This is a genomic window from Pseudarthrobacter adonitolis, assembly GCF_055412845.1.
In genome coordinates, this window is sequence record NZ_JBVAYW010000004.1 from 148282 (window position 1) to 163530 (window position 15249).

The 15249-nt window shown below is 66.0% G+C and carries 13 protein-coding genes and 3 pseudogenes; 8 read left to right on the plus strand and 8 right to left on the minus strand.

Annotated elements, in window-relative coordinates:
* Nucleotides 1-6: 6 nt before the first annotated feature.
* Nucleotides 7-576 carry a hypothetical protein gene (locus tag ACZYZ4_RS06800; RefSeq protein ID WP_463859334.1) on the minus strand — a complete coding sequence of 190 codons (570 nt, stop codon included), beginning with the start codon at nucleotides 574-576 and terminating at the stop codon, nucleotides 7-9.
* A 290-nt stretch (nucleotides 577-866) separates the two neighbouring features.
* On the opposite strand from ACZYZ4_RS06800, the gene ACZYZ4_RS06805 reads away from it, so the two are divergent.
* Genes ACZYZ4_RS06805 through ACZYZ4_RS06820 form a run of 4 tightly spaced genes read left to right on the plus strand, consistent with a single transcriptional unit; the run spans nucleotide 867 to nucleotide 4747 of the window.
* Complete coding sequence (locus tag ACZYZ4_RS06805; protein ID WP_463859335.1) at nucleotides 867-2090, plus strand: Re/Si-specific NAD(P)(+) transhydrogenase subunit alpha; 1224 nt, start codon at nucleotides 867-869, stop codon at nucleotides 2088-2090.
* On the plus strand, nucleotides 2090-2410 hold the full coding sequence (locus ACZYZ4_RS06810) for an NAD(P) transhydrogenase subunit alpha part 2 (RefSeq protein ID WP_463859337.1): 321 nt from the start codon (nucleotides 2090-2092) through the stop codon (nucleotides 2408-2410). The genes ACZYZ4_RS06805 and ACZYZ4_RS06810 overlap by 1 nt, the downstream gene beginning before the upstream one ends.
* The gene (locus ACZYZ4_RS06815; protein WP_463859339.1) at nucleotides 2407-3780 is read left to right on the plus strand and encodes an NAD(P)(+) transhydrogenase (Re/Si-specific) subunit beta; all 1374 of its coding nucleotides are present in this window, start codon (nucleotides 2407-2409) and stop codon (nucleotides 3778-3780) included. The genes ACZYZ4_RS06810 and ACZYZ4_RS06815 overlap by 4 nt, the downstream gene beginning before the upstream one ends.
* Before the next feature lie 49 nt (nucleotides 3781-3829).
* A complete protein-coding gene (locus ACZYZ4_RS06820; protein ID WP_463859340.1) occupies nucleotides 3830-4747 on the plus strand; it encodes a diacylglycerol/lipid kinase family protein in 918 nt (305 codons plus the stop codon).
* Here the strand turns inward: ACZYZ4_RS06820 and ACZYZ4_RS06825 are convergent.
* From ACZYZ4_RS06825 to purB, 6 genes and pseudogenes are all read right to left on the minus strand, one after another.
* A pseudogene (locus tag ACZYZ4_RS06825) lies at nucleotides 4663-5049 on the minus strand (hypothetical protein); the annotation flags it as partial. The gene ACZYZ4_RS06820 and the pseudogene ACZYZ4_RS06825 overlap by 85 nt on opposite strands.
* Nucleotides 5050-5178: 129 nt before the next feature.
* Nucleotides 5179-5805 carry a thymidine kinase gene (locus tag ACZYZ4_RS06830; RefSeq protein ID WP_463859342.1) on the minus strand — a complete coding sequence of 209 codons (627 nt, stop codon included), beginning with the start codon at nucleotides 5803-5805 and terminating at the stop codon, nucleotides 5179-5181.
* 125 nt (nucleotides 5806-5930) lie between these two features.
* A pseudogene (locus ACZYZ4_RS06835) lies at nucleotides 5931-6299 on the minus strand (acyl-CoA thioesterase).
* Nucleotides 6300-6374: 75 nt separating this feature from the next.
* Nucleotides 6375-6878, minus strand: a pseudogene (locus tag ACZYZ4_RS06840) (GNAT family N-acetyltransferase).
* 97 nt (nucleotides 6879-6975) lie between these two features.
* The gene (locus tag ACZYZ4_RS06845) at nucleotides 6976-7647 is read right to left on the minus strand and encodes a histidine phosphatase family protein (RefSeq protein WP_463859344.1); all 672 of its coding nucleotides are present in this window, start codon (nucleotides 7645-7647) and stop codon (nucleotides 6976-6978) included.
* 267 nt (nucleotides 7648-7914) lie between these two features.
* Nucleotides 7915-9357 carry an adenylosuccinate lyase gene (gene purB / locus ACZYZ4_RS06850; protein WP_463859346.1) on the minus strand — a complete coding sequence of 481 codons (1443 nt, stop codon included), beginning with the start codon at nucleotides 9355-9357 and terminating at the stop codon, nucleotides 7915-7917.
* A gap of 475 nt (nucleotides 9358-9832) precedes the next feature.
* Between purB and ACZYZ4_RS06855 the strand changes: the two genes are divergently transcribed.
* Nucleotides 9833-11182 (plus strand): alpha/beta hydrolase family protein, encoded by a 1350-nt coding sequence (locus tag ACZYZ4_RS06855; protein WP_463859348.1) that lies wholly within the window; start codon nucleotides 9833-9835, stop codon nucleotides 11180-11182.
* A gap of 10 nt (nucleotides 11183-11192) precedes the next feature.
* Here ACZYZ4_RS06855 and ACZYZ4_RS06860 read toward each other — a convergent pair whose 3' ends face one another.
* Nucleotides 11193-11621, minus strand: coding sequence for a phage holin family protein (locus tag ACZYZ4_RS06860; protein WP_463859350.1), 429 nt, complete (start codon nucleotides 11619-11621; stop codon nucleotides 11193-11195).
* An 82-nt stretch (nucleotides 11622-11703) separates the two neighbouring features.
* Between ACZYZ4_RS06860 and ACZYZ4_RS06865 the strand changes: the two genes are divergently transcribed.
* From ACZYZ4_RS06865 to ACZYZ4_RS06875, 3 genes are all read left to right on the plus strand, one after another.
* Nucleotides 11704-12822 carry a histidinol-phosphate transaminase gene (locus tag ACZYZ4_RS06865; protein ID WP_463859352.1) on the plus strand — a complete coding sequence of 373 codons (1119 nt, stop codon included), beginning with the start codon at nucleotides 11704-11706 and terminating at the stop codon, nucleotides 12820-12822.
* Nucleotides 12823-12971: 149 nt separating this feature from the next.
* A complete protein-coding gene (locus tag ACZYZ4_RS06870; protein WP_463859354.1) occupies nucleotides 12972-14240 on the plus strand; it encodes a thiamine pyrophosphate-dependent dehydrogenase E1 component subunit alpha in 1269 nt (422 codons plus the stop codon).
* On the plus strand, nucleotides 14240-15220 hold the full coding sequence (locus tag ACZYZ4_RS06875; protein ID WP_463859356.1) for an alpha-ketoacid dehydrogenase subunit beta: 981 nt from the start codon (nucleotides 14240-14242) through the stop codon (nucleotides 15218-15220). Before ACZYZ4_RS06870 ends, ACZYZ4_RS06875 begins: the two co-directional genes overlap by 1 nt.
* Nucleotides 15221-15249: the final 29 nt, after the last annotated feature.

The window sequence follows — 15249 nt, forward strand, 5'->3', positions numbered from 1 at the left end:
CGCCGGCTAGCTCTTGCGGGTCTGCGCGAACAGCTGGCGCAATGTAAAGAAGCACCCCAGGGCGCTGAACAGCAACGCAAGCAGGAAGTCGCCGGCGTAGCTGTCCACCAGTTCCCGGTTGGTGGCCAGGTTGAAGCCCAGAAGGTCCCAGGTTTGAGCATCAGCCAGCATGGACAGCGGTGAGCCGCCGCCCAGGAATTTGGCCGCGTCAATGAGCAGGCTCCCCAGGAAGGAGAGCAGCACCGTCACAACGGTGAGGGCTACCACAACCCAAACGCCGCGGCGGCTGATTGTCCCTCCCGTACCCAGAACGTACAGACGAGCGGCACCTGCAGCAGCGATGAAAGCAACAATTGATGCCATCCAGCCCAGGTCCCACAGGACCAGCCATGCGATGACACCCAACGGGACGGCTGCGAGGGCAAAAACGGCACCGCGCAGGACGTCTTCGCGTCCGGCAGGCGGTGCAGGCGGGAGCGAAGTGGACGGGCTTCCCGCCGGAGGAGTAAACGTACCGGGAGCCCGCTGGCCGAACTGTGGGTCCGGAATACCCTTCCCGGTCTCTCCGCCGGGCAAGGATGCTTCATATTCTGCGCGCTCTGACAAGGGTCCCCCAATATGTGTGATGCCGATGCGGTAAATCCCGCTCATTCTGACATGGCACGGGGCCGTCCGGGGAGAGTGTGGCGTTTTTCCCTCAATCGTTATCCACGTCGCCGAAGGGTCCCACTCCCGCGGCGGCCTGCCGGGCCATAGACTCTAGCCAATTACGTGCAGCAGTGCCGCTCCGCGAAGTTCCCGCCGGTCAACCGGATGGACACGGACCCGGAGGCGCTGCCGCACCCGTCCGTAAGGGAGTTGGCGGTTTGAAACTGGGCATACCGCGGGAACGTCATGAGGGCGAGCAGCGTGTGGCCGCCACGCCGGAAACGGTCAAGCAGCTGGCGGGGCTGGGTCTGGAGGTCCTGATCGAGGCAGGAGCCGGGGCCGCCGCCGGCCACTCAGACCACGCCTACGCCGACGCCGGTGCCCACATCGTCCAGGACCTGGACCCCGGCGAACTGAACGTCCTGGTCCACGTCCGCCCACTGGAACCCCCGACGGCGGCAGCCCTGAAGAGGGGCGCCGTCACCGTGGGCCTGGCCTCGCCGTCGTCCGGACTCGCCACCGTGCAGGCGCTCGTGGAGGCAGGCGTCACCGCCTTCGCCCTGGAACTGGTGCCTCGCATTTCGCGCGCCCAGTCCATGGACGCGCTCAGCTCCCAGGCCCTGGTGGCCGGCTACCGCTGCGTGCTGGAAGCGGCCATCCGGCTGCCGCGATTCTTCCCGCTTTACATGACCGCCGCCGGCACCGTCCCGCCCGCCCGGGTGCTGGTGCTCGGCGCCGGGGTTGCCGGGCTGCAGGCCATCGGCACCGCGAAACGGCTCGGCGCCCGCGTCTCCGCCAACGACATCCGGCCCGCCTCCGCCGATGAGGTCGCATCGATGGGCGGCACGTTCATCAAGCTGGATCTGGAAACCGCGGAGGCTTCGGGCGGCTACGCCCGTGAACTCAGCGCCGACCGTGGCGCGCTGCAGCGTGAACTCCTCGCCCCGCACGTCGCCGTGGCCGATGTCCTGATTACGACGGCGGCCGTCCCCGGAAGGCGCGCACCGCTCCTCGTCAGCCGGCAAATGGTGCAGGGCATGCGCCCCGGTTCCGTCGTCGTCGACCTCGCCGCAGAGTCCGGCGGCAACGTGGAGGGCGCCGTTCCCGGCGAGGACATCCTGGTGCCCACGGCCGACGGGCAGGGCCACGTCACCCTGGTGGGGCTCAAGGACGCACCGTCCGCGATGGCGCAGGACGCGTCCCGGCTGTATGCCAAGAACGTGGCCAACCTGCTCGCCCTAATGGTCCGGGACGGCACCGTTGCCCCCGATTTTGACGACGAGGTGATCGCAGGTGCCTGCCTCACGCACGACGGCGCGGTGCGGCACCCGCCCACGGCCGAGGCTTTGGCGGCACTTGTCCCCGCCCGGCCAGACCACGCACCCGGGGTCCAGAACGATCAGGTCCAGCACGGCCTGGTCCAGCACGAGGGGGGAATCTGATGGACGGCATGAGCCTGCTGACAGTCACCGTACTGGCGGTGTTTGTGGGCTTCGAAGTGGTTTCCAAGGTTTCCAGCACCCTGCACACTCCGCTGATGTCCGGAGCCAACGCCATCCACGGCATCATCCTGGTGGGCGCCATCATCGTGGCCGGCCAGGCTGCGGACCCGTGGATCCTGGCCGTGGCGCTGCTGGCCGTGGTGCTGGCCACCGCCAACCTGGTGGGCGGCTTTGTGGTGACGGACCGGATGCTGCACATGTTCCGTGCCCGCAAGGACGTCGTCCGCCAGGAAGCCGCCGGCAAGGGGGAAGTAAAGTGACCCTCCTCGATCCGGTCTGGACCTCGCTCCTATACCTCGCCGCCGCGGTGTTCTTTATCCTTGCCCTCCGCGGCCTCAGCTCGCCCCGAACCGCCCGCCGCGGCAACCTGATCGGTGCCTTCGGTGCGCTGCTCGCCGTCTTCACGGTCTTCCTTTCCGCCCGGCTGGACAACATCCCCTGGATCATCGGTGCCATTGCGGTGGGGACCGCGGTGGCGGCACCGGTGGCCCGGCGGGTGCAGATGACCCAGATGCCCCAGCTCGTGGCGCTGTTCAACGGGGTGGGCGGCGGCGCCGCAGCCCTGGTGGCGCTGCTGGAACTCAGTCACACCGCAGACCCGTGGGTCCGCCTGGCCATCGTGTTTACCCTCCTGGTGGGGGCCGTGTCCTTCGCCGGATCCGGGGTCACCTTCGCCAAACTCCAGGAGCTTATGACCACCCGGCCCGTCGTTTTTCCAGGCCTCCCCGTGGTGATGGCCGCAGTGCTGCTGGCCGCCGTGGGCACCGCCGTCGCCGTCGTCCTGACCGGTTCCCTGGCGCTCGCGGTGCTGCTGATGGTGCTGGGCTTGGCAGCCGGTGCACTGCTGGTGCTGCCGGTGGGCGGTGCTGACGTGCCCATCGTTATCTCGCTGCTGAACGCGTTCACCGGCCTGGCCGTCGCCGCGTCCGGCGTGGTGCTGGGCAACGTACTGCTGGTGGTGGCCGGCACCCTTGTGGGCGCCTCCGGTACCATCCTCACCCGGGCCATGGCCGCCGCGATGGGCCGCAGCGTAGCCGGCATCCTGTTCGGCGCCTTCAAGGGAGGTTCGACGGCGGGATCCACCGCCGTGAGCGAACGTCCCGTCAGGTCCTCCAGTGCGGAGGACGTGGCCGTGCTCCTGGGCTACGCGCAGCGGGTGATCATTGTCCCCGGCTACGGCCTGGCGGTGGCGCAGGGCCAGCACACCGCGGCTGAGCTGGCCCTGGCCCTTGAAGCCCGCGGCATCGAGGTGGACTTCGCCATCCATCCCGTGGCCGGCCGCATGCCCGGGCACATGAACGTGCTCCTGGCCGAGGCCAATGTGCCGTACGAATCGCTGAAGGAGATGGGCGAGATCAACGCCGAGTTCCGCATGGCCGACGTCGCTTTGGTAGTGGGCGCCAACGACGTGGTGAACCCCGCCGCGAAGACGTCCTCCGGCTCGCCGATCTACGGCATGCCCATCCTGGAAGTGGCCGACGCCCGCCAGGTGATCTTCCTGAAACGCTCCATGCGGCCAGGATTTGCCGGAATCGAGAACGAGCTCCTGTACGAGCCGCAGACCTCCCTGCTCTTCGGCGACGCCAAGGATTCCCTGGCCAAGGTGCTGGGCGCCGTAAAGGCGCTGTAGCCAAGTACGCTGTCTCCAAGGACCACTTCCTACGTCACCGAAGGACACCATGACAGCCAACAGCTCCACTTCCCTCAAGCGCCCGGCCATCATCATCAATCCTGCCAAGCCGGTGGACATCGATGTGCGTGCCCTGGCGGCTAAGCACTGCTCGGAGAATGGCTGGGGCGAGCCTATCTGGCTGGAGACAACCAAGGAGGACCCCGGCGTCGGCCAGGCGAAGGAGGCACTCAAGCAAGGGGCCGACGTCGTTATTGCTGCCGGCGGCGACGGTACCGTGCGGTGTGTGGCCGAGGTCCTTTCCGGCGGGGACGTGCCCATGGGGCTGCTTCCGTTCGGCACGGGAAATCTCCTGGCCCGCAACCTTGGCATGGACGTCACGGACTTTGACCGTGCCATGGCCGGGGCGCTGGCGGGCACCGAGCGGAAGATCGACGTGGTCCGGGCCGCCCGCAATGATCCGGACAAGGAGCAGGTCTTCCTGGTCATGGCGGGCATGGGCTATGACGCCACCATCATGGCCGATACCAATGAGGACCTCAAGGGCAAGGTGGGCTGGCTGGCCTACGTGGACGCCGGCATCCGGAATTTGCCGGGCAAACCGGTGAAGGCCACCGTCGTTCTCGACGGCAAAACAGTAGTGCACCGCGGGGTCCGCAGCGTGATGGTGGGGAACTGCGGCAAGGTCCAGGGCGGGCTGGAGATCTTCCCGGACGCCAAGATGGATGACGGCCTGCTGGACGTGGCGGTGCTGGCCCCGAGAGGGAAGCTCGGGTGGTTCTCCGTGATCGCCGGCATGATCGGCAAGGGCCGGGGCAAGGACACGTCCGTGGAGTACTACCAGGGTAAGTCTGTGGAAATCACGCTGGAGCACAACGACGATTACCAGATCGACGGCGACCACGAAGGCGATGGCAAGCATGTCGCCATGACCATTGAGCCCGGCGCGCTGACCATCCGGATGTAACCGGCCGGCGCTACATACATGGGTGGGGCGGGCGCCGGTCTGTGGGAGAGGATCTCAGCGAGCTCAGCGAGCCGGTGCGCGCGGGCTGACTCGGCGGGTGTGAACGCTTCGCCGGGACGGGCGAAGGTGATGGGTCCGTGCCAGGCGGTGGGGATCTTCAGGCGGGTGCCGGCGTCGTCCGTTTCCTGGATGGCCTCCGCAGGACTGAGGATGCGGGCACGAAGCAGCTCGGCGACAGCCAGCGGCAGCTCGTCCGGGGCGTCGGCGATCCGCACCGCCAGGCTCAGCGCCTTCGTCTGCCGGGACCGGATCGTCGAGACGGTGATTGTGCCGCCGTCGGCATTGCCGTGGTGCTGGCACCTGCGCTCTGGCGGCGGGTGCGCCGGGTGTGAGCCGAGCCGGGTGTAATCTACGCCGGGCGGGGACAAGATTCAGGAGCCCAGGCGGCCGCCGGACTCCTCGAGATAGCAGGACCCGCACAGGGATTCGTACCAGACGTCCTGGCCGTCGATGGCGACCTGGTCGCCGTCGAATACCACCTTCTTGCCGACGCGCCGGGTGTTGAAGATGGCCTTGCGCCCGCACCGGCAAATGGTCTTGAGCTCTTCCAGCGTGTGGGCGACCTCCATAAGCCGGCGTGATCCCGGGAAGGCGCGGGTCAGGAAGTCTGTCCTGATGCCGTAGGCCAGCACCGGCACGTTGTCCAGGACGGCGATGCGGAACAGGTCATCCACCTGGTCCGGGGTCAGGAACTGGGCCTCGTCCACTAGAAAGCAGGCCACCGGCTTCTGGTCCATGTGCTCCAGCAGGGCATCCGGGTCATCGCCGGCTGCATGGGCGGCGAAGAGCTCGCGCACGCGGGTGGTGGCGGAGATCAGGAAGTCCACCGACCGGGTCATGCCTAGCCGGGACACGATGTCGGTATCGCCTTTGGTGTCCACATCGGGCTTGGCGAGCAGGACGCGCTGGCCCCGCTCCTCATAGTTGAAGGCGGCCTGCAGCAGTCCGGTGGACTTTCCTGAGTTCATGGCGCCGTAGCGGAAGTAGAGCTTGGCCAAGGGGGTCCTTTCAATGGGTCCGGCTATCGATCCTATGCCGTACGCTCCAGGGACGCGGCTGCCGCCCGTCCCGCAGGCGCTGTCCCGCCGGCCGATGCCTGCCTTAGTTCTGCCCCCGCCCTGCCTCAGTCCTGAATGAGGGTTTCTGTCAGGTGATGAGTGGGAATCCTGTCCCGCTCATACGTGATTTCGGTGTAGCCGTGGGGCTCGGGTTTTCCGGCCGGGCTGAGGTTCACAAAGACGATCTCTTCGATGGTGAGGATGCTCTGGCGCGTGATCATGTTGCGGACTTCGGCGCGCATGGTCAATGACGTCCGGCCGAAGCGCGCCCATTTCCACCAGGTCCCCCTGCACTGCGGAGCTCACGAAGTTGATATCGCAGCTTCCTCATCGATCCATTACAGCAGGCTTCCGCCGAAAAGGGTCCCGTTGGCGTTCGGGTCCTCCGGCCGGATCCATTCGCGGGTGCGGAAGGTGATGTCAGTGGATTCCATAGGGCGAGGTTAGCCTGCCGCGGCGCAGGCTACGTGGTGGCAGCTGCTGTGTAACGGGCCGCGCCCGGATTTGGCTCAGGCCATGGCAGTGTGGGCGGCGCTGTGCGAGTCAATCGACTTGGCGTAGCAGTACGAGTGCTCCACACCCACGTAAGCGCCAAAGTTGGGGACGGATTCGAAGCCGGAGTTCTCGTAGAAGTTCCGGCCGTCAGGCTGCGCCGAGCCTGCTTAGGCCTTGATGCGCGTGATGCCCTGCTTGTGCGCCTCGGCTTCGAGGGCCGCCAGAATGGAGCTGGCCACGCCCGAGCCTCGCGTGTAGGGGAGCACGTAGAGCCGCTTGATTTCGGCCGTGGCGCCGTCCAGGAGCCTGAGTCCGCCGCAGCCCACCGGCTGTCCCGAGCCTTTGTCGTACGCCACCAGGAACACGGCACAGTCAGCGCCCGACGGCGGGGTCCCCGGTTCGTGGTCAGGGGTACCGAAGCGGGCGTCCAGTTCCGCCTGCTGGGCCCTGCGTAGATCGGCGCCCACGGGGTTGGACCAGGTGACGGACCTGATGTTGAGCCGCGGGTTGGTCTGCATGACTGCCTCGTTTCGCCGAAGGGTGATGCAGAACAAGCCTACGAGCCCACCATTAACGCCGTGTTTCCTGCGCGTAAGGGGATGGAGAACTTGCCTGCTACCCCTGGGTGCCGGTGGGGTCCTCGGCGGTCGGATCCGCAAGAGCGAGGCCGCCCACCGGGCTCCCGTCCCAGTGGATCAGCTTCCAGCCGGCGCTTGGGTCCCCTTCCAGGGCCACGATGCCGGTGTTGGACAGGACGTGGCGGGCCGCGAACTCATGGTCGGCGCCCGCGGCGCGGAGCCCTGTCCAGGTGCGGATGGCGGCGCCATGACTCACCACGGCCGCGACGGCGGAGTCCCCGTTGCTGGCCGCGCGCACGGCAACCCGGTTCATGGCGGTGTCGTACCGCTCGAAAAACTCGTGGCCGTCCGGGCCGGCAGGCATCCTGCGGTCCAGGTCACCGGCTGCCCACGCGAACACTGTCCCCATGTATTGCATGTGCGACTCGTGGTCGGTCAACTTCTCCAGTGCCCCTGCTTCGATTTCGTGTAGTCCATCCAGGACTTCAACCTCAAGCCCGTGGAGCCGGGACAGCGGGGCGGCCGTGATCTGGGTCCGCAGAAGCGTGGATGCGTACAGGGCGCCTATCTGCTCGTTGGCCAGGGACCGTGCCATGGCCTCTGCCTGGCGTTCGCCCAGCTCGGTCAGCCCGGGCCCCGGGTGGGCGGTGTCCAGCTGGCCGAGTACGTTGCCGGGGGTCTGTCCGTGGCGGATGAGGAGCAGCTTCATGACTCCAGTTTCGCATCCGGCGGCGAGTATCCGGCGTCAGCCTGCCGGGCCGACGTCGTGCGTTCCTGCCCCAGTTGCTGGTGCCCCGCGGGTGGCAAGACATGGCGTGTCGCCCGCGCTATGCCGGTAGCCGGGCCGGCAACTGGGCGGGAACGAACCGGGCGCGGCCACCGCAACCCAAAAGGAAGGTGCCGGGTCCGCAGGGACCCGGCGCCGCCGTCGTCCGTTTATGGCCGGTGGTTTCGAGAAGCTCAACCACCGAGCTGCTTACTTGAGGTGGTCCACCAGCTGGTCCGCGATGCCGGTGTACTTGCCGGGCGTGAGGGCGAGCAGCCGCGCCTCGGCCTCGGGGGAGAGTCCCAGGCTCTGAACGAACTCCTGCATGCGGGCGGCATCCACACGCTGGCCGCGCGTGAGGTCCTTGAGCCGCTCGTAGGGGTTTTCCATGCCTTCAACGCCGGCGATCGCCTCGGCGCGCATGACCATCTGGATGGCCTCACCCAGGACTTCCCAGTTGGTGTCCAGGTCGCCGGCGAGCACGTCTTCGGCGACGTCGAGGCGGTCCAGGCCTTTGGCCACGTTGGAGATCGCCAGGAGGGAGTGGCCGAATGCCACACCGATGTTGCGCTGGCTGGAGGAGTCGGTGAGGTCGCGCTGCCAGCGGGAGGTCACCAGCGTGGAGCCCAGTACGTCCAGGAGGCCGGAGGAGATCTCCAGGTTGGCCTCGGCGTTCTCGAACCGGATGGGGTTGACCTTGTGCGGCATGGTGGAGGATCCGGTGGCGCCGGCCACGGGGATCTGGGCGAAGTAGCCGATGGAGATGTAGCTCCACATGTCCGTGCAGACGTTGTGCAGGATCCGGTTGAACCGCGCGACGTCGGCGTAAAGCTCGGCCTGCCAGTCGTGGCTTTCGATCTGGGTGGTCAGCGGGTTCCAGGTCAGGCCCAGGCCCTCGACGAAGGACTTGGCCACCTGCTGCCAGTCAGCGCCGGGGACAGAGGCCACGTGGGCTGCGTACGTTCCGGTGGCGCCGTTGATCTTGCCCAGGTATTCGGTCTTAGCGATGCGGTCCAGCTGGCGGGTCAGGCGGTGCGCGATGACCGCCAGTTCCTTGCCCAAGGTGGTGGGCGTGGCGGGCTGGCCGTGCGTGCGGGACAGCATGGGGACTGTGCGGTTGTCCTCGGCCATCTTGCTGATCTGGGCAACGAGGGCGCGTGCGGCGGGCAGCCACACGTCCTCCACCGCACCCTTGACGCCGAGTGCGTAGGAGAGGTTGTTGATGTCCTCGGACGTGCAGCCGAAGTGAACCATGGCGGTCAGGTTCTCGATGCCGACGGCGGGCAGGCGGCGGCCGATGTAGTACTCCACTGCCTTCACGTCATGGACGGTGACGGCTTCGATTTCGGCGAGCTCGGCCACCGAAGCGGAGTTGAATTCGGTGACGATCGCGCGGAGCTCTTCCTGCTGTCCCGCTGTGAGCCGTCCTGCGCCGGGGAGGACGTTGTTGCTGGTCAGGTGGATGAGCCACTCGACTTCCACGGCCACACGGTCACGGTTTAGGGCTGCCTCGGACAGGTAGTCAACGAGGGGTGCGACGGCGGACTGGTAACGGCCGTCCAGCGGACCCAGGGCGATCTGGTCCGGCGACGCGGCAAGGGCCAGGCGTCCGGAGGGCGTGCGGGTATCAGCTGTGGCGGCAATTTCAGGCATGTGCCGATTGTTTCATGAACTCTTCACTGCCGCTTAAGTGGTCCGTCTGATGTGAACAGCGGCGTGACTTGTCCACATAGCCGACGGCGGTGCTTCCGCCGTGTGGGTGGCCTTCCGTAGCGTCGGGGTTCAGGAGTTGGCATCACATGTGGTGGCGAGGGGAGAGGGAAATGAGCAGCGACTTGATGACAAGTGACTTGGCGGCGCTAATAGCGCGTGGCAATGAGGTTCAGCACCTGGCCGGGCGGGTTGCCGTCTGTGCGGGGCGCGTAGAGACGGTTCTTGCCAGTTTCAGGGAGATCCAGCTGCTGGACTGGCAGTCACCGGCCGGGAGGGCGTACCGGAACTGTGTAGCCCTGCAGGAGGTTGCGCTCACACGGGCGCTCGGGCGGCTCGAGGATGCCCGGCTCGCAGTGAACCGCCACGCGCAGGAAGTTGGACAGTCCTCAGGCGGCAGCTCGGCGGGGCAGTACCGATGGCCGAGGTAACGCCACCGGGCATCGCCGGGCCCATCCAGCTGCGCGGACCTGCCGTCGACGGCGGAATGGAAATCAGGGGCGGCATTGGCGGCATCACGTTCCAGCTTGAGGAACTCATGGGCGGAGCGGAGAAGCTCGATGACATTGCGGGCGAGCTGACTACGGTGGAGGCTGAGGTGCGTCGAATCCACGATGGCCTACGCATGTCCCAAATCGATGCCTGGTCCCTGGGGACAGAGGCCGAAATTTCCTTGGGCGAGGCCCAGCGGAGCGTGCAAGCGGTCCGCGCAGAGCTGCAGGGAATCAGCAGCCAGGTGCGGGCCAGCAAACTGGACTACGAGACGGCGGAAGCGCTGACCATCTTCTTCGCAGACATGGGCGTTCCGTCGCTCAAGGACTTTGAACTCGTGCGCATGGAGGTTGCGGGCATGTTCCCGGACCTTCGCGGCACTGATCTTGTGTTGCGCAACGTCGCGAGGGCACGGCACGACATTCTGAGCCTTGCGGAAACCCTGGTCCCCGCGCTCAAACCTGGCAGCGTTGGTGTTGAGTGCTTGGAAACGCTGCCTATTGAGTTCGACGGCTCCCTCGCTTCGCTCTTGGAGCGGGTGCGCATCATCGACGAGAGGGGGCGCGGCTACATTGAGGTCCTCGAAACGGATAACGGGGGACAGAAGGCCTACGTGATAGTTATTCCGGGTACTCAGACCGGAGGCGAAGTGGGCGGAACCAATCCGTTCGATGAAGCAGGCATCGTTGAAGGGGTTGGCCACGGCTCCGCGGATGTCAACGCGGCCGTGCTGGAGGCTCTGCGGGCCGCCGGCGCCGAAAAGGGGGCGCCCGTCGTGGCCGTGGGTTATAGCCAAGGGGGAATCCATGCAATGAATCTTGCCGCCGACGAACTGTTCCTCAACGAGTACGACTTGAAATATGTGCTCACGGCAGGCTCCCCGGTGGGTGGCATTGTTCCAACCGCTGACGTCGATGCCCTCCATCTGGAACACCGGCAGGATTGGGTGCCCGGAACTGACGGGACAGCGAACCCGGACACCAGGAATCGCGTTACAGTGACGCTCATCGACCAGGTGGACACGCCGGAGGGCGAGGGCTTCGGTCTGGGGCCGGGGCATCAGATCACTCATTACCAGGAAGCTGCCCGCCAAGTCGCTGCCAGTGATGATCCCTCTCTCGTGGCGTCAACCGCGGTTCTTGGCGGCGTCCTGGGAGCCGGTGGCACGGCGACGGCCACGCGTTTTGCGTTGTCCCGTTCGAAGCGTCCCGAGCCGCAGCCTGCTCCGCCATCCGGGCGGGCCTCGCGGCCTTCACCGCGGCTGGGTTACCGCTGACCGATTCGGGCTAGCGCCGGCGGCCGCCTGGCACCCTGCCCGCCACCAGAGAAATGAGCGTGATGATGATTGCTGCGAGGACCGCCGTCCAGAAGAACGAGTCGATGGTGAAATGCACCGGCGTGTAACTGCTGAGCCAGGACGTCAGATACAGCATGGCGGCGTTGATGACGATGGTGAACAGCCCCAGCGTGAGGATGGTGATGGGCAAGGACAGGAAGCTGACCAGGGGGCGGACAAACGCGTTCACCACGCCGAAGATCAGCCCGATGAACAGGTACGCGAGAATGATGCCGACGGTCTCCGTACCCTGAGTTACGCCCGTATTGGCCACCGCCTCGGTTGTGGCCGAAGTAGAGATATCCAGGCCCGGCAGTATCCAGCTGGCAATCCAGAGGGCCAGCCCGTTGATGAGGACTCGAACAATAAGAGAGCGCATACGCCCATGCTGTCACACTGCCCTTGAGCCCGGCTGGGCGCCCGCCCGGCCCGTGCCGTTCAGGCGAAGTAGGCTAGTTTGCATGACTTCATCACACATCCTGCCTGGCGAAATCCGGCCGCGCCCCGTGGTTGGCCGGCTTCCCCGCTACGCCGCAGGAAAGCCTCCCGTCGCCGTGGATGGGCTGGCCAGCTACAAACTCTCCTCCAACGAGAACCCCCTCCCCCCTCTTCCGGCGGTGCTGGAGGCGATTTCCAACCAGGCGGACTTCAACCGCTACCCCGACCCTCTCAGCAGCAAGCTTCGTGCTGCGCTCGCCGAGTTCCTGGCGGTGCCGGCCGAGGATATTGTCACGGGAGCCGGAAGCCTTGGCGCCCTGAACCAGTTGCTGTCCACGTTCGCGGGCCAGAACGACGACGGCAAAGCGGACGAAGTGATCTATGCGTGGCGCTCCTTCGAGGCCTATCCCATCAGCGTGGGCCTGGTGGGCGCGGAAAGCGTCCGCATCCCGCTGACGGCAGAGGGACGCCACGATCTGGATGCCATGGCTGCAGCCGTCACGGTCCGCACAAGGGTCATCCTGCTCTGCACCCCGAACAACCCGACCGGTCCCATCCTGACCACTGCCGAAACGGAGCGGTTCATCCAGTCTGTCCCGGCCGACGTTGTGGTGGTTATTGATGAGGCATACCAGGAGTTCGTCCGCGCCAACGATGCCGTGGACGGCATCGCGATGTACCGCAAATACCCGAATGTTGTGGTGCTCCGGACGTTCTCCAAGGCGCACGGGCTGGCGGGCCTGCGCGTGGGCTACAGCGTCTCGAACCCCGGGCTGACCCAGTACCTGCGCGTCGCGGCCACGCCATTCGCCGTGTCACAGATCGCCGAACAGGCCGCCATTGTTTCGCTGCAGAATTACCCGCTGGTTGTAGAAAGGGTACAAAGCATCGTGGACGAACGCACCCGGGTAACCTCCGGGCTCCGTGAGCTCGGCTGGTTTGTGCCCGAAGCGCAGGGCAACTTCGTCTGGTTGAACCTGGGCGAAAACAGCTCGGAATTTGCCGAACTGGCGGGCGCACAGGCGCTTTCGGTGCGCGCCTTCGGTGGTGAAGGCGTGCGGGTCAGCATCGGCGAGGCAGAGGCCAACAGCCGGTTCCTCGAGGTCTGTGCAAACTATACAAAGCCGCCACGACGTTCCTAGCGCTTAACATGCATCAGGAGCGGCACCTACTGAAGATAAAGTAAGGATCAGTAAGCCAATATATATGCCCACAGGGGAATGCATTCCTCCAGCGGCATATATCCCAGCGACATTGCAATGCATCCGCATGCGGCAAGCAAGGAGACGGTATGGGCGCCACACATCTGCCCTCCACCGAGTTCGATGAAACAGCGGCAGACGACCAACTCGAGGCTGAGGCCGAAGCCCAACTGGGCAGCCCGGCCGAGCCTATGGTGCAGTTGTTGGCGCCTGACGGGACCCTGGGGACAGACCCGGTCTTCTCTGCGTATGCGGATCGGCTGGACGGTGAAAAGCTACGGGGCTTCTACGCTGACATGGCCAAGATCCGCCGCTTTGATGTAGAGGCAACCGCACTCCAGCGCCAAGGCCAGCTAGCGCTGTGGGTTCCGCTGACCGGCCAGGAGGCTGCGCAGATCGGCTCCGGGCGGGCCAGCCAGCCGCAGGACTACATCTTCCCCACCTACCGCGAGCACGGCGTGGCGCTGACCCGCAATGTGGACCTCGCTGAGCTCCTGCGCCAGTTCCGCGGCGTCTCGAACGGTGGCTGGAACCCGAAGGACACCAACTTCCATCTCTACACCCTGGTCCTCGCCGCGCAGACACCGCACGCCGTCGGGTACGCAATGGGGATCCAGCGGGACCAGAAGCTCGCGGCCGCTGCAGTCGCCGCGGATGGGGCGGAACACCGGCCGGCCGAGCCCAAGGCCGCGGTGATGGTCTACTTCGGTGACGGCGCCAGTTCCGAGGGTGACGTCCACGAATCCATGGTGTTCGCCTCCTCCTACAACGCGCCGGTGGTGTTCTTCTGCCAGAACAACCACTGGGCCATCTCCGTTCCCAGCTCGGTGCAGACCCGCATTCCGCTGTCCAACCGTGCCAAGGGTTACGGATTCCCGGGAATCCGGGTGGACGGCAACGATGCGATCGCCGTCCACGCCGTGACCGAGTGGGCGCTCGAACATGCCCGCGAGGGCAAGGGCCCGGTGCTGATCGAGGCGTTCACATACCGCGTCGGTGCGCACACCACGGCTGATGACCCCACGAAGTACCGGGAATCCGCCGAAGAAACCCTGTGGCGGGCCAAGGATCCGCTTGACCGCCTGGAAAAGTACTTGCGGGCCGAGGGACTGGCCGATGACGCGTTCTTTGAACAGGTCAAGGCCGACGGCGACGAACTCGCCGCCTACGTCCGCAAGACCACCTACGACCTCGAGACCCCGGACATCAGGACGGCCTTCGCCAACACCTACGTCGAGGCCCACCCCCTGGTAACCGAGGAACTGGCCTGGTTTGAGGACTACAGCGCAGGGTTCGCCGAAACGCCGGAGCGCGACAGCACGGACCCCGATGAAGCATCGACAGGAGTGGCCCGCTGATGACCACCATGACCATAGCCAAGGCCATTAACGAGGGCCTGCGCGCCACCCTGGACAACAACCCGCGGACCCTGCTCATGGGCGAGGATATCGGTGCCTTGGGCGGCGTCTACCGCGTCACCGACGGCCTCCTTGCGGAGTTCGGCGCGGACCGTGTGGTGGACACGCCCCTCGCGGAGTCCGGCATCATCGGCACGGCCATCGGCCTTGCCCTGCGCGGCTACCTGCCCGTCTGCGAGATCCAGTTCGACGGGTTCGTGTTCCCCGGCTTCAACCAGATCACCACCCAGCTGGCCAAGATGCACGCCCGCAGCAACGGCAACCTCACCGTTCCCGTGGTCGTCCGGATCCCATACGGCGGCGGTATCGGCTCCATTGAGCACCATTCGGAATCACCGGAGGCGCTGTTCGCCCACACTGCCGGCCTGCGGATCATCACGCCGTCCAACGCCCACGACGCCTACTGGATGATCCGGCAGGCGGTGGAGTGCCAGGACCCCGTGATCGTCTTCGAACCAAAGCGCCGCTACTGGCTCAAGGGCGAGGTCGACACGGATTCACCAGGCGCTTCGGCCGATCCCTTCAAAGCGCATGTGCTCCGCGAGGGCACGGACGCCACAGTGGTAGCCTACGGACCGCTCGTGCCGGTGGCCCTTGCCGCTGCCGACGCCGCTGCCGAGGACGGCCACAGCATTGAGGTCATAGACCTGCGCTCCATTTCGCCGATCGACTTCGACACCGTCACGGCGTCCGCCAAGAAGACCGGCCGGCTAGTTGTGGCGCATGAGGCACCGACCTTCGGCGGCATCGGCGGAGAGATCGCAGCCCGGATCAGCGAACGGGCGTTCCTCTCACTGGAGGCTCCCGTGATCCGTGTGGGCGGCTTCCATATGCCGTACCCGGTGGCCAAGGTCGAGGAAGACTACCTCCCCGACATCGACCGCATCCTCGAGGCGCTGGACCGCGCCCTGGCCTACTAGGCGCGGCACTTTTCCCGCTCACGCTTCCC

Excerpts from the sequence above, each read along its gene's own strand:
- ACZYZ4_RS06810 (WP_463859337.1), top strand. The coding sequence starts at position 2,090 with ATGGACGGCATGAGCCTGCTGACAGTCACCGTACTGGCGGTGTTTGTG.
- ACZYZ4_RS06820 (WP_463859340.1), top strand. The coding sequence starts at position 3,830 with ATGACAGCCAACAGCTCCACTTCCCTCAAGCGCCCGGCCATCATCATC.
- ACZYZ4_RS06845 (WP_463859344.1), bottom strand. The coding sequence starts at position 7,647 with ATGAAGCTGCTCCTCATCCGCCACGGACAGACCCCCGGCAACGTACTC.
- purB (WP_463859346.1), bottom strand. The coding sequence starts at position 9,357 with ATGCCTGAAATTGCCGCCACAGCTGATACCCGCACGCCCTCCGGACGC.
- ACZYZ4_RS06855 (WP_463859348.1), top strand. The coding sequence starts at position 9,833 with ATGGCCGAGGTAACGCCACCGGGCATCGCCGGGCCCATCCAGCTGCGC.
- ACZYZ4_RS06860 (WP_463859350.1), bottom strand. The coding sequence starts at position 11,621 with ATGCGCTCTCTTATTGTTCGAGTCCTCATCAACGGGCTGGCCCTCTGG.
- ACZYZ4_RS06865 (WP_463859352.1), top strand. The coding sequence starts at position 11,704 with ATGACTTCATCACACATCCTGCCTGGCGAAATCCGGCCGCGCCCCGTG.
- ACZYZ4_RS06870 (WP_463859354.1), top strand. The coding sequence starts at position 12,972 with ATGGGCGCCACACATCTGCCCTCCACCGAGTTCGATGAAACAGCGGCA.
- ACZYZ4_RS06875 (WP_463859356.1), top strand. The coding sequence starts at position 14,240 with ATGACCACCATGACCATAGCCAAGGCCATTAACGAGGGCCTGCGCGCC.